Origin of the sequence: Micrococcus sp. KBS0714, from assembly GCF_002008305.4 — a bacterium.
Classification (GTDB): domain Bacteria; phylum Actinomycetota; class Actinomycetes; order Actinomycetales; family Micrococcaceae; genus Micrococcus; species Micrococcus luteus.
Map to the genome: position 1 here is coordinate 1,394,656 of NZ_CP042169.1, position 20,872 is coordinate 1,415,527.

Here is a 20,872-nt window from a genome sequence, read left to right on the forward strand (position 1 = left end):
AGTGTGACCCGCATGACATCCGTTTCTCTTGCTTCCTTCGACCACCTGCCCGCCCTGGCCCCGGATGAGGTCGTCACCACCGTCACCGTGACCGACCACGCCCTGCCCGAGGGTGCGGGCACGCTCGCGCTGCTCACGCTGGACAACGGGCAGGGACCCCGCCGGCCCGCGACCCTGGGCCCGGCCACGCTCCTCGGCCTCGGCCGGGTCCTCGACGAGCAGGCCGCCCGGGCCGCCGCGGGCGAGATCCAGGCCCTGGCCGTGACCGGCGTGGAGGGGACCTTCGCGGCCGGGGCGGACCTGTCCCTGATCGCGAGCATCACCGACGACGTCGGCCGCGACCTGGCCCTGCTCGGCCACGCCGTCTACGACCGGCTCGCGGCCCTCGAGATCCCCACGGTCGCGCTCGTGAACGGCCTCGCCCTCGGCGGCGGCCTCGAGCTGGCCCTGGCCGCCGGACACCGCGTGGTGGCCGCCGACGCGAAGGGCTTCGGCCTGCCCGAGGTCCGGCTCGGCCTGATCCCCGGCTGGTCCGGCGTGTGGCGCGTGCCCCACCTGATCGGCCCGGAGGCCGCCGTCGACGTCGTGCTGAAGAACCCCCTCGACGACAACCGCATGCTCGACGCCCGCGCGGCGCACGGGCTGGGGCTCATGGACCGGATCGTCGAGGGGGACCTCCTCGACGCCGGCCTCGAGCTCGCCGCCGCCCTGGTCACCGGGGACGAGTCCGTGGCGGCCGAACTGGCCGCCCACCGCGACCGCGACGTGTCCGACGCCGCCTGGGACCGCGCCCTGGCGGCGCTGGAGCGGCTGCAGGCCGCCCGTCCCGGTCGCCACCTGCCGGCGCGCCGTCACCTGGAGGCCCTGTTCACCGGGGCCCGCACGCGCACCCGCGCCGAGTCCGCCCAGGCCGAGGCGGACGCCCTCGGGACGCTGCTGCACTCCCCCGAGTTCCGGCGCACCGTGTACGCGTTCCTCGGCCTCGTCCAGGGCCGCGCCAAGCGCCCCGCCGGCGACCCGGGCCGCGAGCTCGCCCGCGAGGTCCGCAAGGTCGGCATCGTCGGTGCGGGCCTGATGGCCGGCCAGCTCGCCCTCGTCTTCGCCCGGCACCTGCGGGTGCCCGTCGTGATGACGGACATCGACGCCGAGCGTGTCGAGCGCGGCCTGGCGGGCGTGCGCGCGCAGGTCGAGAAGATGGTCTCCCGTGGACGGCTCTCCGCCGAGGACGGCCAGGCCCTGGCCGGGTTGATCACCGCGGACACGGACAAAGCCGTGTATGCGGACGCCGACATCGTCATCGAGGCCGTCTTCGAGGAGCTCGAGGTCAAGCGCACCGTCTTCCGCGAGCTCGAGGGCATCGTGCGTGAGGACGCCATCCTGATGACCAACACCTCGAGCCTGTCCGTGGCCGCCATGGCCGAGGTCCTCGAGCGTCCCGAGCGCCTCGTGGGCTTCCACTTCTTCAACCCGGTGGCGGTCATGCCGCTCGTGGAGATCGTGCGGACCGAGGCGACGACGGACGAGGTCGTGGCCACCGCGTTCGAACTGACCCGCCGGCTCCGCAAGACCGGCGTGCTCGTCCACGACGCCACCGCGTTCGTGGTCAACCGCGTCCTGCTGCGCATGATGGGCGAGGTGCAGAACTCCTTCGACGAGGGCACCGACGCGCACGAGGCCGACCACGCGCTGGACCCGCTGGCCCTGCCGATGACGCCGTTCACCCTCCTGGCCATGGTCGGCATCCCCGTGGCCCAGCACGTGTCCGAGTCCCTCTCCGCGTCCTTCGGCGCGGAGCGCTTCCCGGTCTCGGCGAACCTGCAGCGCCTGATCGACGCCGGCAAGACCGCGATCTGGGCCAAGGACGTCCGCCCGGACCGGCGCGACGAGGAGGCCGCCGGCGCGACCGGCGAGCAGATCCCGGAGGCGACCGCGGCCCTGCTGGAGCAGGGCTCGACCCCGCAGACCTCCGAGGAGCTGCTGCGCCGGGTCGAGGACGCGCTGGCCGAGGAGATCGGCCTGCTCCTGGACGAGCGCGTCGTCGCGGCCCCCGAGGACGTGGACCTGTGCATGATCCTCGGCGCCAACTGGCCCCTGCACCTGGGCGGCATCACGCCGTACCTGGACGACTGCGGGGCCGCCGAGCGGGTGAACGGGCGGCGCTTCCACCCGGCCGCGCAGGCCTGACCGGCCCCGGCCGGGCCGTCCGCGACGGCCCGGCCCACGGCTCAGGCGATCGGCAGCCCGGCGAACGTCACCACGTGCGCGTCGAGCCCGGCGGTCGCCGCGGCCTGGTCGGCCACGGGGGTCGAGGCGGTGCCCCCGCCCCAGTCGGAGGCGACCACGGCGCCCTCGCGCACGAGGTGCGCCCCCAGCTCCACGCCGTCCGCGACGACGGCCACCCGCACGTCGGACCCGCCCGCGTCCGCCGGGCGCAGCTCGGCGCGGGGCACGCGCAGCCCGCCCTGCAGGGGCGAGGCCTCCTCGAGCCGGTCCACGGCGAGCGGGCCCTCGGCGGCCACCCGCGCGAGGAGGAGGTACTCCGCGTACGAGGGCAGCACCGCGGCGTCGATGCCGGCCCGCTCACGGTCGATGCGCACCCGCTGGGCTCCGGCGGAGTCCTCGTGGGTCGTCCATGCCCAGCCGTCCCCGTCGGGCGTGAAGCCGACCTGCGTCTGGGCGAGGTAGCGCTCGGGCAGACCGTCGCGGGCGGCGCGCTGGGCGGTTGTGGGGGCGAAGCCCGTCCGGGTGGTCAGCACGCCGTCCTCCAGCACCCGGTGCAGGAAGCCGACGTGCACGTCGTCGAGGGTCACGGCCTCCCACCGCTCGAAGGGGGTGAGGTCGAAGCGGGCGGCGCCGGTGGGGCGCGGGGCGGGGTCGGTCACGGCGGTGCTCCTGGGGCTCGGGGGTCCGTCCCCTCGATCCTCGCACCCGTGGGGCCCGGTCGCATCCGCCCTCGCCGCGGGCGATAATGGGTCGATGACCACGCAGGACTCCCCCCTCACCCCGAACTCCTCCCGGTCCGCCTGCTGCGGCGGCCACGCCCGCCCGGACACCTCGCGCCGCACCGTCCTGGGCCGCGGCGCCGCCGTCGCCGCCGCGGGCGCCGGCGCACTCGCGCTGACCGGCTGCACGGACCAGCTGCGCGAGAAGGACACCGCGCAGGACCACTACACCGGCTCCGACGCCGTCGACGCGCTGCCCGCCGCCGAGCTGCCCGTGGGCGCGTCCCGCGAGGTCCAGGTGCAGGGCCGGACCCTGATGATGCACCGCGTGGACGAGACCACGGTGACCGCCTTCACCAACGTGTGCACGCACCAGGGCTGCCTGCTCCAGGTCGTGGACCGGCAGGAGGGCCCGGCCTACGCGTGCCCCTGCCACGGCTCGCACTTCGACGTCACCTCGGGCAAGCCGTTCGGCGGCCCGGCCCGCCAGGCCCTCATGGACTACGACGCGGCCGTCGTCGACGACCGCATCGTCGTCAAGCTCTGAGCCCGGCTCATTCCTCCGGCGCGCCGTAGCGCCGGCGCGGGGGCACCACGACGGCGGAGCGGTCGTTGGGGTCCCACGCCGGCTGCTCGCGCCGCCGCGCCGGGTAGTAGCGGTGCCGCCACCAGAACCAGATGAGCGCCCCCAGCACCGGCAGCAGCAGCATGAGGCCGACCCACGGCAGGCGCGCCCGGGCGTCCAGGGGGCTGCGGCCCAGCGAGACGAAGCCGGCCACCCACAGCGCACCGGCCACGACGGACACGGTCCAGCCCAGGGCGGCCTCCCCCGGCGTCGGCACGAGCGGGGTCGCGGCGGCCGCGCCGGTCAGCGCGCCGGCCATCAGAAGAGCGCGACCTTCTCCGGGCCCGGGAATAGGGCGTCCAGCTCGGCCAGGTCCTCCGCGGTGGCGAGCCAGTCGGCCGCCGCCGCGTTCTCCACGACCTGCGCGGCACGGGTGGCGCCGGCGATCACGGAGGACACCGGTCCCTGCGCCGCCAGCCACCCGATCGCGGCCTGGACCTCGGTGATCCCCCGCTCCCGGGCGAACCGGCCGAAGCCGGCCAGCTGCTCCAGGTCGGCGTCGGCCACCATGTGCTGGCGCACGTGGGACAGGCGCGAGCCCTCGGGGGCGTCGCCCTGCGAGTACTTGCCCGTGAGCAGCCCGTTGGCCAGCGGGAAGTACGGCAGGACGCCGAGCCCGAACTCGGCCGCCGCCGGGACCACCTCGAGCTCGGCCCGGCGGTCCAGCAGGTTGTAGTGGTTCTGCGCGGACACGAAGCGCTCCACGCCCAGCTCGCGGGCCACGTACTCGGCCTGGGCGATCTGCCACCCGGCCCGGTTCGAGTGGCCCACGTAGCGGACCTTGCCGGCGCGCACGAGGTCGTCGAGCGCGCGGAGGGTCTCCTCGATGGGCGTGGCCGGGTCCGGGGTGTGGAACTGGTAGAGGTCGATCCAGTCGGTGCCGAGGCGGCGCAGGGAGTCCTCGACGGCGCGCACGATGTACCGGCGGGAGCCCCGCGCGCCGCCGTCGTCGCCGGCGACACCGCCCATGTCCATGCCGAACTTGGTGCCGATCACCACCTCGTCGCGGCGGGCGCCCAGGGCGCGGCCGAGCCGCTCCTCGGACAGGCCGGGCTCGGCGCCGTAGACGTCGGCGACGTCGAAGAAGGTGATGCCGGCGTCGAGCGCGGCGTGGACGACGTCGTCGGTGCCGGCCTGCTCCAGCGTGGCGGTGCCGGGGCGGCCGAGGTTGTTGCACCCCAGGCCGACGACGGAGACGGTCAGCCCGGAGCGGCCGAGACGGGTGTGGCGCACGGGTCAGCCCTCCTGCTCTGCGGTGCGGACGTCCACCTTGTTCGGCTGCACGCCGTCGGCGCGCTTGGCGGCCGCCGGGATCTCGGCGGCGGCCTTGCGGGCGTGGGGGGTCCGGACGCGCAGCACGAGGGCACCGACCTCCTCGACGACGTCCTCGACCTCGCCGAGACCGCGCCAGGCCAGCTGGTGGGTCATCTCGACGCGCAGCCGCTCGACGGTGCGCCGCTCGATCGCCGTGGCCTCCCGGCCGCGGAGCCGGTAGGCCACCGGCAGCACGGCGAAGGTCGCGGGGTCCGCCTCGGCGAAGCCCTCCTCCGCGCCCTGCGCCACGAACGCGGCCAGCAGCTGATCACCCTCGGCCTGGTCGGCCAGGGGCTGCTCCCCGACGGTGCCGGGCTGGCCGACCCGGCCGTGGTGGACCACGAACTCCCCGGCCTCCGCGTCGGCCCATGCCTCGCGGTACTCAAAGAGGCGGGCGCCGTCGTCGCCGACGCTCTCACGGTACAGCCGGACGATGCTCATGCCTGCTCCTGGTGGTGGGGGGCGGCCGCGTCCTCGGGGACGGGCCGGGCGTACGGGACCTTGGCGCCGAGGACCTGGGCGACGGTGTCCTGGGTGATGCGCTGCGCGGTGAGGCCCACGCGGGCCAGCACCTGCTCGCGGCTGCCGTGGGCGAGGAACTCGACCGGCAGGCCGACCTCGTTCAGGGCGGTGTCCACGCCGGCCGCGCGCATCTCCTGCCGGATCCGCGAGCCGACGCCGCCGGCCCGCACCCCGTCCTCGAGGCACACGACGATCCGGTGGCGGGCGGCCGTGTCGATCACGGACCGGGCCACGGGCAGGACCCACCGCGGGTCGATCACCGTGGCGCTGATGCCGTGCCGCTCGAGCCGTTCGGCGACGTCGAGGCCGAGCTCGGCCATCGCGCCCACCGCCACGATCAGCACGTCCCGCTCGGCGCCGTCGCGTCCGCCGGCCTCGCCCCGCCGGGCGAGCACGTCCGTGCCGTCCGACAACCGCTCCAGGGCGCGCACCGACTCCCCGACCGAGCCCTTCGCGAACCGCACCACGGTGGGCGCGTCCTCGACGGCGACGGCCTCGCGCAGCTCCTCCCGGAGCGTGTCCGCGTCGCGGGGCGCGGAGATCCGCAGCCCCGGCACCGACTGCAGCAGGGCCAGGTCCCACATGCCGTGGTGGCTCGGGCCGTCCGGCCCGGTGACGCCCGCGCGGTCCAGCACGAACGTCACGCCTGCACGGTGCAGGCCCACGTCCATGAGCACCTGGTCGTACGCGCGGTTGAGGAAGGTCGCGTAGACGGCCACCACGGGGTGCAGACCACCGAAGGCCATGCCGGCGGCCGAGGTGACCGCGTGCTGCTCGGCGATGCCGACGTCGAACACCCGGTCCGGATGGGCCAGCGCCATCGGGGCCAGGCCCACGGGGTTCTGCATGGCGGCGGTGATGGCCACGACGTCCGGCCGCTCGTCCGCGATCGCGACCATCTCCTCGCCGAACACGGAGGTCCAGGACTGGGCCGTCGACGAGGTGATGGGCTCGCCCGTGGAGGGGTCGATCACGCCGATCGCGTGGAACTGGTCCGCCTCGTGCGCGACCGCCGGCGCGTAGCCGTGCCCCTTCTCGGTCATCGCGTGGACGATCACGGGCCCGCCGTACGCCCGCGCGTCCTCGAGGGCCTCCTCCATGGCGGTGAGGTCGTGACCGTCCACCGGACCGATGTACTTCATGCCCAGGTCCTCGAACAGGCCCTGCGGCGCCCAGAGGTCCTTGAGGCCCTTCTTCGCCGCGTGCAGCGGCCGGTACACCAGCTCACCCGCGAGGCCGGCCTCCTGGAGGCGGCGCTTGAGGTAGTCGAGGGTCTGCTCGTAGCGGTGGTGGGTGCGCACCTTGTCCAGCACCCCGCGGCGCAGTCCGCCCAGGTGCTCGGCGACGCCGCCCACCGTGGGCGCGTACGAGCGGCCGTTGTCGTTGACCACGATCACCACGCGCCGATCCCGGCCGGCGGCGATGTTGTTGACCGCCTCCCAGGCCATGCCCCCCGTGAGCGCGCCGTCGCCGATCACGGCCACCACGGTGCGGTCCCCCTGCCCGGTCTGCGCCCAGGCCCGCGCGATGCCGTCCGCCCAGGAGAGCGAGCTGGAGGCATGCGAGGACTCCACCACGTCGTGCTCGGACTCGGTGCGGTCGCCGTAGCCGGACAGGCCCCCCTCCTGGCGGAGCGTCGTGAAGTCCTGGCGCCCCGTGAGCAGCTTGTGCACGTACGACTGGTGGCCCGTGTCGAAGATGACCGCATCCTTCGGCGACTCGAACACGCGGTGCACGGCCAGCGTCAGCTCGACGACGCCCAGGTTCGGTCCGAGATGGCCACCCGTCTTGGAGACGTGGGCGATCAGGTAGGCGCGGATCTCCGCCGCCAGCGCGGTCAACTGGTCCTCCGTGAGGGCCGACAGGTCCGCCGGGCGGGCGATCTGCGGCAGCAGCGGGGCGCCGGGGCTCGTGGGGGGCAGATGTTCCATGGTGCGACCAGCCTACTCCGCGGGTCCGCGCCCGGGCGGGACGCGGGCGGCGGCCCGCGCGGGCGGGCCCCGTGGATCAGGCCTTCGCGGCGATCTGACGGAGCACGTACTGAGACATGCTTCGCTCTGCCTGGCGATAGTTGCACAGCTTCCGTCGGCTCTCAGGATCCCTGTCTCGATGGGACGCCCGACGATGCAACCGTACAAGACCAATTTCTCTTGGGTGATCGGCGGTACTGGGATCGTCTTCTCACCACGGTGATGTTCACGAGACGACGCAGCCGATCCCGTCACGACGGCGAGCGAGGTGAGCCCGTCCGTTCGGGCCTCGATTCCATCTGCGACCAGGGCCGCCGAGCCGATGTTCTCCATCGCAGCCTCAGCGCTGCCACCCCGGGTCGACTGGATCTTGGCCGGGCGATTCCACGCCCGCCGATCGACATCGACTTGATACCCGGGAGGGGTATAGCGTTGACTGGACCAGAACGAACAGGAGACTTCATGCGCAAGCACCTCAAGACCACCGTCGCCGCAGGAGTGCTCGGAGGAGCGCTCGTGTTCACCGGCTGCAGCACCGGCGGCGACCAGGACCAAGGGACCCCCTCGACGACCAGCCAGCACGAGGGCCACGGCAGCAGCTCTGACAGCGGCGGGATGGAGCATCCGATGGACGGCGGCCCCGCCCCCGAGGGCATCGAGACGGCTGCGTCGCCCACATACCCGGTCGGCACCGAGGTCACGCTCACCGCCGACCACATGGAGGGCATGGACGGTGCGAACGCGATGATCGCCGGCGCGTACGACACGTACACCTATGCGGTGGACTTCACGCCGTCCGCAGGCGGGGAGCCGGTCAAGGATCACAAGTGGGTCGTCCAGCAGGAGATCAAGGACGCCGGAGATGAACGTCTGGCCGACGGCACCGAGGTCACTCTCGAGGCCGAACACATGGAAGGCATGAAGGGCGCGAAGGCGACCATCGCCTCCTCCACCGAGGAGACCGTCTACATGGTCGATTACGAGTCCGACGGCATGACGATGACCAACCACAAGTGGGTCGTCGAGAGCGAGCTCAAGCCGGCCTCCTGAGCCGATCGCCGCGGGCGCGCTGAAGGTCCGCGGCGAAATACGACCCGATCGAAGGAAAGATCGGGGAATGACGAGGGGAAGCGAAGAGCATGACGGACCCGACCACGCATCACCATGACCACGCCGGCGTCGCGACCACCGAGTCCGGCCACCGTGACGACTCGCGCGCCGAGAACGAAGACCACACCATGGAACACGGTGACCACGCCGGGCACGGTCATCACGGCGGTGGTCACGCGGGCCACGGCGACCACGTCGGCCAGTTCCGGCGGCTGTTCTGGATCAATCTGATCATCGCCATCCCGGTGGTCGCGTTCTCCCCCATGTTCGCCATGCTCCTGGGCTACTCGGTCCCCAGCTGGGCGGGCTGGGTCGCCGCAGTCCTCGGCTCCGTCATGTACGCCTGGGGCGGCACCCCGTTCCTCACCGGTGCTGTCAGCGAGCTGAAAAGCCGCCAGCCGGGGATGATGCTGCTCATCGCGCTCGGCATCACCGTAGCGTTCCTCGCCTCCTGGGCCGCCACTGTCGGTCTCGTCCACCCCGAGCTCGAGTTCTGGTGGGAGTTGGCGCTGCTGATCGTCATCATGCTGCTGGGCCACTGGATCGAGATGCGCTCACTGGCCCAGACCACCTCGGCGTTGGACTCCCTCGCCGCGCTGCTCCCTGACGAGGCTGAGCGTATAGAGGGAGACGACGTCGTCAAGGTCGACCCGGCAGAGCTGCGCGTCGGCGACGTCGTCATCGTCCGGCCTGGCGGCAGCGTCCCCGCCGACGGCACCATCGTCGACGGCCGCGCCGACATGGACGAGTCCATGATCACCGGCGAATCACACCCCGTCGCCCGCGGCGAGGGCGAGAACGTCACCGCCGGCACCGTGGCCACCGACTCCGGCCTGCGCGTAGAGATCACCGCCACCGGCGACGACACGGCTCTGGCGGGCATCAACAGGCTCGTCGCCGAGGCGCAGGGCTCATCTTCCCGTGCCCAGCGCATCGCCGACCGGGCTGCGGCCCTGCTGTTCTGGTTCGCCCTCGGAGCTGCGCTGATCACCGCCGTCGTCTGGACGCTCTTCGGGCTCCCCGACGACGCGGTCGTTCGCACCATCACTGTCCTCGTCATCGCCTGCCCCCATGCGCTGGGTCTGGCGATCCCTCTGGTCGTGTCCATCGCCACCGAGCGCGCCGCCCGCGGCGGCGTCCTGATCAAGGACCGCCTCGCCCTGGAGTCCATGCGCCAGGTCGACGCGGTGCTCTTCGACAAGACCGGCACCCTGACCAAGGGCGAGCCCACCGTCACCGGCGTGGAGCCGACCGGCGGCCTGAATGCCGAACAGCTTCTCGCCCTGGCCGCCTCCGCCGAGGCCGACAGTGAGCACCCCCTCGCCCGGTCCATCGTCACCGCCGCCAAGGAGAAGGGCCTCGCCGTCGAACCGGCCAGCGGGTTCACCTCCTCCCCGGCGGTCGGCGTCACCGCGACGGTGGCCGACCATGAGATCCGCGTCGGCGGACCCCGTCTGCTCGAGGAGACCGGCCAGGACGAGATCGGTGTCGCCGACGAATGGCGGGCAGAGGGTGCGATCATCCTGCACGTCCTCCGTGACGGCAAGGTCATCGGCGGTCTCAAGCTCGCCGACGAGGTTCGCCCAGAGTCCCGCGACGCCGTCGATGCGCTCCATCAGCTCGGCGTCGAGGTCGTCATGATCACCGGCGACGCGGAAGCCGTGGCGAACGAGGTGGGAAGAGAGCTCGGCATCGACCGGGTCTTCGCCGGCGTCCGCCCCGAGGACAAATCCGCCAAGGTCGACCAGCTGCAGAAGGAGGGCAAGAAGGTCGCCATGGTCGGCGACGGCGTCAACGACGCCCCTGCCCTGGCCCAGGCCGACGTCGGCATCGCCATCGGGGCCGGCACCGACGTCGCCATCGCCTCTGCAGGTGTCATCCTCGCCAGCTCCGACCCGCGTAGCGTGCTCTCGGTGATCCAGCTCTCCCGTGCCGCATACCGTAAAATGAGGCAAAACCTGTGGTGGGCTGCAGGGTACAACTTGCTCTCTGTGCCGCTCGCGGCTGGCGTGCTCGCACCCGTCGGCTTCGTCATGCCGATGTCAGTAGGTGCGATCCTGATGTCGATCTCCACCGTCGTCGTCGCGCTCAACGCCCAGCTGCTGCGTCGCATCGACCTCGCCCCAGCTGCCAGCACCCGCTCCGTCCTGGAGCACCAGAAGTGAAGGACACACCCGTGACCACTGAAACTGCAGCCGATGAGACCGGTACCGACGCCGGAGCCCATCGGCACGGCTACATCAGTGACAAGGACCGCTACCGCAACCGCATGAAGCGTATCGAAGGCCAAGCCCGCGGCATCACGAAGATGATCGACGACGAAAAGTACTGCATCGACATCCTCACCCAGGTCTCGGCCCTCACCCGCGCCCTGCAAGGAGTGGCGACCGGTCTGCTCGATGACCACCTCAAGCACTGCGTGCTCGACGCCGCCAAGAAAGGCGATGAAGACGCGGCCATCGCCAAGATCCAGGAGGCCACCGACGCCATCAATCGCCTCGTGCGCTCCTGACACCATCCGATTTCGTCAACACAGGGTGCCTCGGACCGGTGGGCCCCAGATCAGGACAAGGCTCTTGATGTCTCCGGGCAGGCGTGCTTTGCACGTCGTCGCGCCCTTGGCACCGGCGAACTCGGGATGCCTTCTGTCTAACCTGACGACATGAACACGTTCACCTGAGAAAAGAGTTGGGCATGCCACTTGCCATTGTTGCTCCGATCCAGTCCTCCAGGAGCCGCCTGAGGATCTGCGCGGCCTTGACCGGTCTGGCGACCAGCGCCGTCCTCCTGCTCAGCGGCTTTGCTGATGCGGGACCGTCCGCTGATGCAGGATCCGATCACTCACTGGTGGTCGAGCACAATCTAGACGGATTGAATGCTCGCGAGATCATCAAGCGACTCGACTCAACGAAGGTGACAGATCGCTCGTCTGAATTCATCGCGTCGATTGAACCCGACCAGCTTGTACTGACCGACGATCAGAACAATCAGACCACCGTGCCGATGCCAGAAGACGAGTTCTACGTCTCTATCGCCCCGTATCGCAGCCAGACTCACGAATGCTACTTCCACAGCCTCACGACCTGCACCGGCGAACTCGCCAATACTGACGTCCACGTCACCGTGGTCGAGGCGACGTCAGGGGAGACCCTCCTCGATGAAACGCTGACGACGTACGACAACGGATTCGTCGGGGTCTGGCTGCCGCGTGGAATTGACGCCACTCTCACTGTCTCAGCTGAAGGCCGCACCGCGAAAAAGGCCATCTCGACCCGCCCCGACGACCCCACCTGCTTGACCGGTCTTCAGCTGGCTTGAGGCCCAGGCCTCATGCTCCTCTTCAGCGCCGACAGATCAGGCGTCGAGACGTCCTGAGCCGCCCCCTTCATTCGGTCCGGACGTTCTGTGAGTCGTCGGTTTCCATTTGATGGGTGCACTGCCGAGCGTACTCGGCTGGGGTTAGGTAGCCGAGCGAGGAGTGCCGGCGGTGGTGGTTGTACTCGTCCTTCCAGTCGCCGATGATGACCTGTGCGTGCAGCAGCGAGTAGAAGCTGTTGATGTTGAGGCACTCGTCGCGGATCCGGCTGTTGAACGACTCGACGTACCCGTTGCGCCACGGCGAGCCCGGAGGGATGTAGGACAGGCCGGTGCGGGTGCCGGCCCAGTCGGCCATCGCCTCGCTGATGAACTCCGGCCCGTTGTCCGACCTGAGCACCGCCGGGGCGCCCCGGGCGGCGACGAGGTCCTCGAGGTGGGCGGTGAGTCGGTCGGCGGTAATCGAGCGCTCCACGAGCCCGCCGATGCACTCCCGGGTGTGTTCGTCGACGATCGAGCAGATCTTGATCGGTCGTCCGTGCTCGTCGGCGTCGAACTGGAAGTCCACCGCCCACACCACGTTCGGCGCGTCCGCCGTCGGCGCGTCGACGGTCGAGGACCCGACGCGCTTGCGTCGACGCCGCTGCGGGACCCGGAGCCCTTCGTCACGCCACAGGCGTTGGATCTTCTTGTGGTTCACCACCCACCCCTCGGCGCGGGCGTCGTGATACGCCCGCCGATACCCGTAGCGGGGATGGTCCTTCGCCCAGGCGCGCAGCCACTCCCTGAGCGCCCGATCCGGGTCCGCGACCGTGTCGCCCTTGAGCGGTCGCCGGTACGCGGAGCGGCTCAGCCCGACCAGACGGCACGCCATCCGTTCGCTCACCCGCAACTTGCGCTTGAGGTGATCGACGGCGGCGCGGCGCCTGTCCGGGCTTAGAAGTTTCCCTCAGCCAGCTCCTTGAGCGCGGCCTTCTCCAGCTCCGCTTCCGCGAGCAGACGCTTCAGGGTCGCGTTCTGCTTCTCCAGCTCCTTCAGGCGCTTTGCGTCGTCGGCCTTGAGGCCGCCGTACTGGTTCCGCCACCGGTAGTACGTCTGCTCGGACACCCCGAGCTCCCGGCACACCGCCGCGACGTCCTGACCATCGGCGAGCATCCTGTCGGCCTGCCCGAGCTTACGGACGACCTGCTCGGGGGTGTGACGCTTCCTGCTGTTCGTCATGATCTGACCAGTCTCCCTGCCCGCGACCGCGGGCAACAGGACGACTCTCATAACGTAACGACTGGACCTACGAAACGGGGTCAGCCCAGTCCCATCCTTGGACTCCCACAGGGTCTCGGCGTCCCGATGTGAGGATTCGCCCGAGAGCCGGCTTCAGAGTCATCGCAGGGCATCACCAGACCGGGCTGAAGCCTCGTCGACCAATATCAACCAGTGCCAACTGAAGAGCACTACATCGCTCACTCTGTTTCACGATGTGCATTTCGGGGGATCCTCTCTGTCCAGGTCCTCACGCTCATACCTGCCGGTGCTGAGCCTCGCCGAGCTTCTCGAGCACTTGACCTGGATCGTCGATCAGTTCGAACACGCCACTCGGGCGTGTCCGACAATGCCGTCGACCACGCGAGCACAGCATTCAGGACCACGGCAGCCCAGTACACGATCGCGTACTCGTCGTACCTGCTCGCCAGGCCCGGCCATTGCTTCAGGTGCGCGTCCTGGCGCTCGATCACGTTCCGGCCCGTGTAAGCCTCCGAGTCCAGGCCCACGGGTCGGCCGCCGGCCGAGCCGCGGCGTCTGCGGTGGCCCTGCTGGTCAGCCGGTTGGGGAGGACGGCCTTGATGCCACCGGCGCGCAGATGGGTGCCGATCGCCCGCGAGGAGTACGCCCTCTCGCCCAGCACCGTCGACCAGCTGATGGGTCTTCGTGCTCAGCCCGCTCCGTGAGCGCCCGAGGCCGTGGTCGGCGGGCTCTTCACGCGGATTCCTTGTCGTTCGATCCAGCCCCCTGTGAGCCGGGTGGTGTTCCTCGCGTGCTGATGGGCGCGGGCGATCGTGGAGTCCACCGAGACCGACCAATCGATCACGATTTCGGCATCCGCTGCGGCGGTCAGTGTTGCCAGCACCGTGTCCCACGTGCCCTCTTCGGCCATGCGGCCGTGCCAGGTCCACACGACTCAGCCAGGGCCCGTAGATCTCGGGCAGGTCCCGCCAGGGGATCGATGCACCTGTACCGGTGGATGATGGCGTCGACCATCGTGACGGCATCGGCGAAAGGCCGGCCCTGCCGGCCTGTGGGGGCGTGGGAGAGCATCTGGAACCGGGACCGTGTCTTCGAGGGTGCCGGCCTTCCCCCGGCTTCATTGTCAGACACGCCCGAGGACCGTCTGGCCCAAGGGTTGGCCGGTCCCTGCACTGGGGGATGAAGAGCGGTCCTGCACCGGCTTCGGCCCCGGCGCCCACGACGACGGCGGCCCGCCGCCCTCCGTGCGGAGGGCGGCGGGTCGCCGTCGTGATGCCCGCGCGCGGGCTGTGTCCCGTGGATCAGGCCTTCGAGGCGATCTGACGGAGCACGTACTGCAGGATGCCGCCGTTGCGGTAGTACTCGGCCTCACCGGGGGTGTCGATGCGGACGACCGCGTCGAACTCGGTGACCTTGCCGTCCTCACCGGTGGCCGTGACCTTCACGGTCTTCGGCGTGGTGCCCTCGTTGAGGGCGGTGATGCCGGAGATGTCGAAGGTCTCGGTGCCGGTCAGGCCCAGCGAGTCGGCGTTCTCACCCTCGGGGAACTGCAGCGGCAGCACGCCCATGCCGATGAGGTTCGAGCGGTGGATGCGCTCGAAGGACTCGGTGATCACGGCCTTGACGCCCAGGAGCGCCGTGCCCTTGGCCGCCCAGTCACGGGAGGAGCCGGAGCCGTACTCCTTGCCGCCCAGGACCACCAGCGGCGTGCCCTGCTCGGCGTAGTTCTGCGCCGCGTCGTACACGTAGGCCTGCGGGGCGCCCTCCTGGGTGAAGTCGCGGGTGAAGCCGCCCTCCACGCCGTCGAGCAGCTGGTTCTTGATGCGGATGTTCGCGAACGTGCCGCGGATCATCACCTCGTGGTTGCCACGACGGGAGCCGTAGGAGTTGAAGTCCTTGCGCTGCACGCCGTTCTCCAGCAGGTAGCGGCCCGCCGGGGTGTCCGACTTGAAGGAGCCGGCCGGGGAGATGTGGTCCGTGGTCACGGAGTCACCCAGCTTGAGCAGGACGCGGGCGCCGGAGATGTCCGACACCGGGTCCGGCTGCATGGTCATGCCCTCGAAGTACGGGGGCTTGCGCACGTAGGTGGACTTCTCGTCCCACTCGAAGGTGGAGCCCGAGGGGGTCTCCAGGGACTGCCAGCGCTCGTCGCCGTCGAAGATCGTGGCGTACTGCGAGGTGAACATCTCGGTGTCGATCGACGCGTCGATGATCTGCTGGACCTCGGTCGGGTCCGGCCAGATGTCCTTGAGGAAGACGTCGTTGCCCTCCGTGTCCTGGCCCAGGGCCTCGTTCTCGAAGTCGAAGTCCATGGTGCCGGCCAGGGCGTAGGCGACCACCAGCGGCGGGGAGGCCAGGTAGTTCATCTTCACGTCCGGGTTGATGCGGCCCTCGAAGTTGCGGTTGCCGGAGAGCACCGCGGTCACGGACAGGTCGTTCTCCTGGATGGCCTCGGAGATCTCGGACTCCAGCGGGCCGGAGTTGCCGATGCAGGTGGTGCAGCCGTAGCCGACCACGTTGAAGCCGAGGTCGTTGAGGGACTCGCGCAGCCCGGACTTCTCGTAGTAGTCGGTCACCACGCGGGAGCCCGGGGCCACGGAGGTCTTCACCCACGGCTTGGACTTCAGGCCCTTGGCGACCGCGTTGCGGGCCAGCACGCCGGCCGCCATCATCACGGAGGGGTTTGACGTGTTGGTGCACGAGGTGATCGAGGCGATGGACACGGCACCGTGGTCCAGCTGGAACTGGCGGCCGTCCGGCATGGCCACGTCCACGAGCTTGGACGGGCGGCCCTCGCCGGCCTCGTCCTGCGTGGCGTAGTTGTGCAGGTCCTTGCGGAACTGGTCCTTGGAGTCGGTGAGCTCGATGCGGTCCTGGGGACGCTTCGGGCCGGAGATGGAGGGCACCACGGTGGACAGGTCCAGCTCGAGGTACTCGGAGTAGGCGACCTCGGAGGACGGGTCGTGCCACATCCCCTGCTCCTTGGTGTACGCCTCCACGAGGGCGACCTGCTCCTCGGAGCGGCCGGTCAGGCGCAGGTAGTCGAGGGTGACCTCGTCGATCGGGAAGATCGCGGCGGTGGAGCCGAACTCGGGCGACATGTTGCCGATGGTGGCGCGGTTGGCCAGGGGCACGGAGCCGACGCCCTCGCCGTAGAACTCGACGAACTTGCCGACCACGCCGTGCTGGCGGAGCATCTCGGTGATGGTCAGCACCACGTCGGTCGCGGTGGCGCCGGACGGGATGCTGCCGGTCAGCTTGAAGCCCACGACCCGCGGGATCAGCATGGACACGGGCTGGCCGAGCATCGCGGCCTCGGCCTCGATGCCGCCGACGCCCCAGCCGAGCACGCCCAGGCCGTTGACCATGGTGGTGTGCGAGTCGGTGCCGACGCAGGAGTCCGGGTAGGCGCGCAGCACGCCGTCGACCTCGCGGGTCATCACGGTGCGGGCCAGGTTCTCGATGTTGACCTGGTGGACGATGCCCATGCCCGGGGGGACGACCTTGAAGTCGTCGAAGGCGGTCTGGCCCCAGCGCAGGAACTTGTAGCGCTCGCCGTTGCGCTCGTACTCGATCTCCATGTTCCGCTCGATGGCGGCGTCGTTGCCGAAGGAGTCGATCTGCACGGAGTGGTCGATCACGAGCTCGGCCGGGGAGAGCGGGTTCACGCGCTCCGGGTCGCCGCCCAGGTCCTGGATGGCCTCACGCATGGTGGCCAGGTCCACGACGCAGGGCACGCCGGTGAAGTCCTGCATGATCACGCGCGCCGGCGTGAACTGGATCTCGGTGTCCGGCTGGGCGTTCGGGTCCCAGGCGGCCAGGGCCTTGATCTGGTCGGCGGTCACGTTGGCGCCGTCCTCGGTGCGCAGCAGGTTCTCCAGCAGCACCTTCAAGGAGTAGGGCAGCTTCTGCGCCCCCTCGACCTTGTTCAGACGGAAAATCTCATACTCGGCGCCCTTGACGTCCAGGACGCCCTTGGAGCCGAAGCTGTCGACGGTGGTCACGAGAGGACTCCTCTTCCCGCCCGGTTTCCTCCGGGCGCTCGTCCAGTGGGGGGTGGTCACCCGCGGCCGCGGACCGCGCCCCGTCCGGGACGGGCGTCGTCTGCGTCACAGGTGCCGCACTGCGTCCCAGGGTACCGCGCCGGTCCCGTGTGACGCGGGCATGGCGCGCGGCGGCCCGCAGGCCGCCACGCGGATGCCGGGTCAGATCTCGACGACGGCCGCGGCCGGGGCGCTCTGGGCGGCCGGCACCAGCACGGTCACCGACTCGAGGTGGTGGGTGTCCGGGTAGAGGTCGAACACGCGGGCGCGCTCCACCTCGTAGCCGCCGTCGCGCAGCCACGCCAGGTCGCGGGCGAACGAGGCGGGGTCGCACGAGACGTACACGATGCGGCCCGGCTCGAGCGCGAGGATGCGCTCGATCGCCCGCCGCCCCGCGCCCGCCCGCGGCGGGTCCAGGACGACGGTGTCCAGCGCGGCACCGCCGAGGCCGCCGTCCGCCACGGGACGCTCGGGGTACTTCAGCCAGCTGCCGAGCACCTTGTCCGTGGGGCCGTTGAGCACCGAGGCCTGCGGCTGGTCGTGCAGGTTGCGGCGGGCGTCCTTCGAGGCCTGGCGGGAGGCCTCCACCGAGTACACGCGGCCCTCGGGTCCCACGGCGTCCGCCAGGTACGCGCTGAACAGGCCGGCGCCGCCGTAGAGGTCGGCCACGACCTGGCCCGGCTCGACGCGCGCGTCCTCGAGCACCGCGTCCACGAGGGTGGCCGGGGCGTGCTGGTGGACCTGCCAGAAGCCGTCACCCGTGACGCGGAAGCGCTTGGTGCCGCCGCGCTCGGACTCCACGGTCTCCTCGACCCAGGTCTTGCCGGTGATGCGCTCGACCTTGACCGGCTGGAACTGCTTCGGGCCGGGCAGGGCCAGGCCGGTGGAGACGTCCACGCCGCACGCATTGGCCGCCTGGCGGATCCGGGTGCGCAGCCGGCCGAGCTTGACCTCGTCCGCCCGCGTCTGCGGGGTGGGCGTCACCAGCACGAGGGGGCGGGAGCCGGAGGCCGGCGTCGCGACGTCCACGCGGGCGGCTCCGGTGAAGTCCCAGTCCCACAGGGCGAGCGCATCGAGGGCCGGCACGCCGAGCGGCATGTTGCGCACGGGTAGGAGGGTCGCCGAACGGTAGGCGTGCATCGCGATGTGCCCCTGGGGGGTCACCGCGAACGCGTTCCGGGTCCGCCAGCGCTGGCCGGTGGGCTCGTCCTCGGAGCCGGCGAAGCACACCTCCGGCTCCACCGCGAGGTCGGCGATGCGGTGCACCGTGTCCCGGAAGACCTGGGCCTTGAGCCGGCGCTGGTGCGGGACCACGATGTGGCCGAACTCGGCGCCGCCCACGGGCGGGCGACCCGAGGCGTGGGCGCGCAGCATGTCCGCGAGCTTCCACTGGTGGATGCGGCGGAACTCGGAGGGCCGCAGCACCTCCACGACGTCGCCGCGCCAGAAGCGGGCCCCGTCCTCGGCCTCGGTCAGGGCCACCCGGACCTTCTCGCCGGGCACGGCGTGGCGCACGAAGACGACCCGCCCCTCGTGCCGGGCCACGCAGTGGCCGCCGTGGGCCATGGCCCCGACCTCCACCTCGATGGTCCTCCCGATCCCGGTGACGTCTGTGGACGTGTCGACGACTGCCATGTCTGGCTCCTCTCGCATCGCAGCGCGCTTCAGGTCTTGCCCTGAGCATCGACTGGTCAGATCATCATCATCCTTGCAGACCGATGCGGCTGTGTCGCCTCGATCGTGGGCGCGCCGTCGGACGGCGTCATCCGCCGCTCCCCGGGGGCGCCGGGGCGGTCAAGAGCCCTGGCCCTCGTGGACCTGCCACGGCACCGAGCCCACCATCACGCCCGGCTCCCGCTGCAGTCGCCGCGTCTGGCGGGTGGCGGTCCGGTTGTGCAGGAGCGTGCGCCAGCCCGGCCGGACCACGTACTCCGGGATGAACACCATGGTCAGGTCCCGCGGGGAGCGGCGTCGGTGCTCGCGCACATGCCGCACCAGGGGGGCCACCGTGTCGCGGTAGGGCGAGGCGATCACGGTGAGCGACATCGGCAGGCCGGCACGCTCCCAGGCGTCGATCACCTCCAGGGTGGCGGCGCGCTCGGCGTCCACGACGACGGCCTCGAGGGAGGACGGCCGCGACGCGCGGGCGTAGGCCAGCGCCCGCAGCGCCGGCCGGTCCAGCGTGGTCACGACGACCACCACGTGGACCCGCGAGGGCAGGGCCCGCGCGTCGTCCTGGGGGTCCGGTGCGAGCTCGCGGTCCACGTCCGCGTAGTGGCGGCGGATCCGCCCCATAACCAGCGAGCCGAGCACGATCGCCAGCAGCGCCACCCACGCGCCCTGCGTGAAGCGGGTGACCAGGACGACGACGCCCGCCAGCGCCGTGACCACCCAGGCCACCGCCGTGATGATCAGGCGCAGCCGGACGGCCGCGCGGGCCCGGGCGCCCGGTGTGTGCACGAGCCGGCGGCGCCACAGCCGCAGCATGCCGGCCTGCGCGAGCGTGAAGGCCAGCAGCACGCCGATGACGTAGAGCTGCACGAGCAGGGCGGTCCGGGCCTCGAAGAACAGCACGAGCGAGAGGGCCACGGCCCCCATCCCGAGGACGCTCCACGTGTGCACCAGCCGGTCGCTGCGGACCCTCAGCTGCCGGGGCAGGTAGCCGTCCTCGGCCACGCGCGCGGCCAGGGCGGGGAACGAGCGGAACGCCGACTTGGCCGCGAACAGCAGGAGCAGGGCGGTGGCCGCGATGGTGGCGACGGACAGGATGCTGCCCGGGCCGTACACGGTGTCCGCGAGCTGGGCGAGCACGGGGGCGGGGGCGCGGTCGGGCGTGACCTCGGCACCCGCGGCGTCCCGGAGGTTCTCCAGCTCCAGCCCGACGACGACGCCGGTGCGCTGGGCCAGGTGCATGACGCCCACGGTCAGCGCGCCGAGGGTGAGGGCCATCACGGTGAGCACCCACCGCACCGTGGGCACGGCCGGCCGGGCCATCAGGCGGGTGCTCGAGACCGGCACCTCGACGCCGGTGAGCAGCACCGATCCCGCGCTGAACGCGCGCAGGGCGAGCAGCGCCGTCGCCACGGTGCCGACGGTCCCGCCGACCCCGGCGCCCTCCTGCGTCCAGCCGGCCGTCGGCGCCGCGCCGAGCAGCCCACGGCCCTCCTGCCACAGGCCCGCCAGGACGAGCAGCGCGGTCAGGGCGACGAACACGCTCACGAGCACGGGCAGCACCCACCGGGACAGCCGCACCCCGCGGAGCGCGGCCAGCAGTACGCCCACGAGCGCGGCCGAGGCCACCAGCACGCGGCTGCCGACGGTGAGTCCGGGGGCCAGCGCCGCCACGAAGTGGGCGAAGGCGGCCACGGAGACCGCGGCGGTGAACACGAAGTCCAGCAGGAGCGCGGCCGAGGCGACGACGCCGGCCCTCGGGCCCAGCTTCATGCCGGCCATGTGATAGATGCCGCCGTGCGGAACGGCGGCGACCGCGGCGCGGAAGGACACGACGATGAGCAGCATCACCGCGACGACGGCCCAGCCGACGGCGGGTCCGAGCGCGAGCGCGGACGTGCCGGCCGCGACCAGGGTGAGGATGACCTCGTCCGGGGCGTAGGCGAGGGAGGACAGGGCGTTCGACGACGTCACGGGCAGCGCCCGCCACCGGTTCATGCGGGGCTCGTCGGCGGCGTGCGACGTCACGGGGCGACCGAGGAGGCCGCGGCGCAGGAGGGAGGACAGCGTGGCCACCGCACCACGGTACCCCCGCCGGGCCCGGACGCCGCGGCGACG

Annotated in this window: 15 protein-coding genes and 1 pseudogene; 6 read left to right on the forward strand and 10 right to left on the reverse strand. The window is 71.3% G+C overall.

Annotated features, from left to right (window positions below; all coding sequences use genetic code 11):
• Positions 1–12: 12 nt before the first annotated feature.
• On the forward strand, positions 13–2,184 hold the full coding sequence (locus B1A86_RS06395; protein ID WP_203552725.1) for a 3-hydroxyacyl-CoA dehydrogenase NAD-binding domain-containing protein: 2,172 nt from the start codon (positions 13–15) through the stop codon (positions 2,182–2,184).
• A 41-nt stretch (positions 2,185–2,225) separates the two neighbouring features.
• Here the strand turns inward: B1A86_RS06395 and B1A86_RS06400 are convergent, their stop codons facing one another.
• The gene (locus B1A86_RS06400) at positions 2,226–2,882 is read right to left on the reverse strand and encodes a hypothetical protein (RefSeq protein WP_078025485.1); all 657 of its coding nucleotides are present in this window, start codon (positions 2,880–2,882) and stop codon (positions 2,226–2,228) included.
• A 94-nt stretch (positions 2,883–2,976) separates the two neighbouring features.
• Here B1A86_RS06400 and B1A86_RS06405 point away from each other — a divergent pair, with 94 nt between their 5' ends.
• The gene (locus B1A86_RS06405) at positions 2,977–3,489 is read left to right on the forward strand and encodes a Rieske (2Fe-2S) protein (RefSeq protein ID WP_078025486.1); all 513 of its coding nucleotides are present in this window, start codon (positions 2,977–2,979) and stop codon (positions 3,487–3,489) included.
• A 7-nt stretch (positions 3,490–3,496) separates the two neighbouring features.
• Here the strand turns inward: B1A86_RS06405 and B1A86_RS06410 are convergent, their stop codons facing one another.
• Genes B1A86_RS06410 through dxs form a run of 4 tightly spaced genes read right to left on the reverse strand, consistent with a single transcriptional unit; the run spans position 3,497 to position 7,334 of the window.
• Complete coding sequence (locus B1A86_RS06410) at positions 3,497–3,826, reverse strand: PLD nuclease N-terminal domain-containing protein (RefSeq protein ID WP_020627854.1); 330 nt, start codon at positions 3,824–3,826, stop codon at positions 3,497–3,499.
• Complete coding sequence (locus B1A86_RS06415; protein ID WP_145930914.1) at positions 3,826–4,800, reverse strand: aldo/keto reductase; 975 nt, start codon at positions 4,798–4,800, stop codon at positions 3,826–3,828. Before B1A86_RS06415 ends, B1A86_RS06410 begins: the two co-directional genes overlap by 1 nt.
• A 3-nt stretch (positions 4,801–4,803) precedes the next feature.
• Positions 4,804–5,322: a hypothetical protein gene (locus B1A86_RS06420; RefSeq protein WP_041103646.1), complete on the reverse strand. Its 519-nt coding sequence runs from the start codon at positions 5,320–5,322 to the stop codon at positions 4,804–4,806.
• On the reverse strand, positions 5,319–7,334 hold the full coding sequence (gene dxs, locus B1A86_RS06425; RefSeq protein WP_063188918.1) for a 1-deoxy-D-xylulose-5-phosphate synthase: 2,016 nt from the start codon (positions 7,332–7,334) through the stop codon (positions 5,319–5,321). Before dxs ends, B1A86_RS06420 begins: the two co-directional genes overlap by 4 nt.
• A gap of 501 nt (positions 7,335–7,835) precedes the next feature.
• Here dxs and B1A86_RS06435 point away from each other — a divergent pair.
• The 4 genes from B1A86_RS06435 to B1A86_RS06450 all read left to right on the forward strand — a co-directional run bounded on the left by B1A86_RS06435 (position 7,836) and on the right by B1A86_RS06450 (position 11,801).
• Complete coding sequence (locus B1A86_RS06435; protein WP_020627858.1) at positions 7,836–8,423, forward strand: YdhK family protein; 588 nt, start codon at positions 7,836–7,838, stop codon at positions 8,421–8,423.
• A gap of 89 nt (positions 8,424–8,512) precedes the next feature.
• A complete protein-coding gene (locus B1A86_RS06440; RefSeq protein WP_036317660.1) occupies positions 8,513–10,648 on the forward strand; it encodes a heavy metal translocating P-type ATPase in 2,136 nt (711 codons plus the stop codon).
• Between the two features lie 11 nt (positions 10,649–10,659).
• Positions 10,660–10,995, forward strand: coding sequence for a metal-sensitive transcriptional regulator (locus B1A86_RS06445; RefSeq protein ID WP_269454423.1), 336 nt, complete (start codon positions 10,660–10,662; stop codon positions 10,993–10,995).
• A gap of 182 nt (positions 10,996–11,177) precedes the next feature.
• Complete coding sequence (locus B1A86_RS06450) at positions 11,178–11,801, forward strand: CueP family metal-binding protein (RefSeq protein WP_078025487.1); 624 nt, start codon at positions 11,178–11,180, stop codon at positions 11,799–11,801.
• Positions 11,802–11,868: 67 nt separating this feature from the next.
• Here B1A86_RS06450 and B1A86_RS06455 read toward each other — a convergent pair.
• The 5 genes and pseudogenes from B1A86_RS06455 to B1A86_RS06475 all read right to left on the reverse strand — a co-directional run bounded on the left by B1A86_RS06455 (position 11,869) and on the right by B1A86_RS06475 (position 20,830).
• Positions 11,869–13,019, reverse strand: a protein-coding gene (locus B1A86_RS06455; protein WP_098471310.1) for an IS3 family transposase whose coding sequence is annotated in 2 segments (ribosomal slippage) — positions 11,869–12,749 and positions 12,749–13,019 — 1,152 coding nt in all. Because the reading frame shifts where the segments join, the coding sequence is not laid out codon by codon here.
• Positions 13,020–13,393: 374 nt separating this feature from the next.
• Positions 13,394–14,111 (reverse strand): annotated as a pseudogene (locus B1A86_RS06460) (transposase); the annotation flags it as partial.
• A gap of 230 nt (positions 14,112–14,341) precedes the next feature.
• On the reverse strand, positions 14,342–17,044 hold the full coding sequence (acnA, locus tag B1A86_RS06465) for an aconitate hydratase AcnA (RefSeq protein WP_036314132.1): 2,703 nt from the start codon (positions 17,042–17,044) through the stop codon (positions 14,342–14,344).
• A gap of 201 nt (positions 17,045–17,245) precedes the next feature.
• Entirely contained in the window at positions 17,246–18,718 is a 1,473-nt protein-coding gene (locus B1A86_RS06470) for a class I SAM-dependent RNA methyltransferase (RefSeq protein WP_020625083.1), read from the reverse strand.
• Between the two features lie 159 nt (positions 18,719–18,877).
• Positions 18,878–20,830: an APC family permease gene (locus tag B1A86_RS06475; protein WP_036382845.1), complete on the reverse strand. Its 1,953-nt coding sequence runs from the start codon at positions 20,828–20,830 to the stop codon at positions 18,878–18,880.
• Positions 20,831–20,872 lie beyond the last annotated feature (42 nt).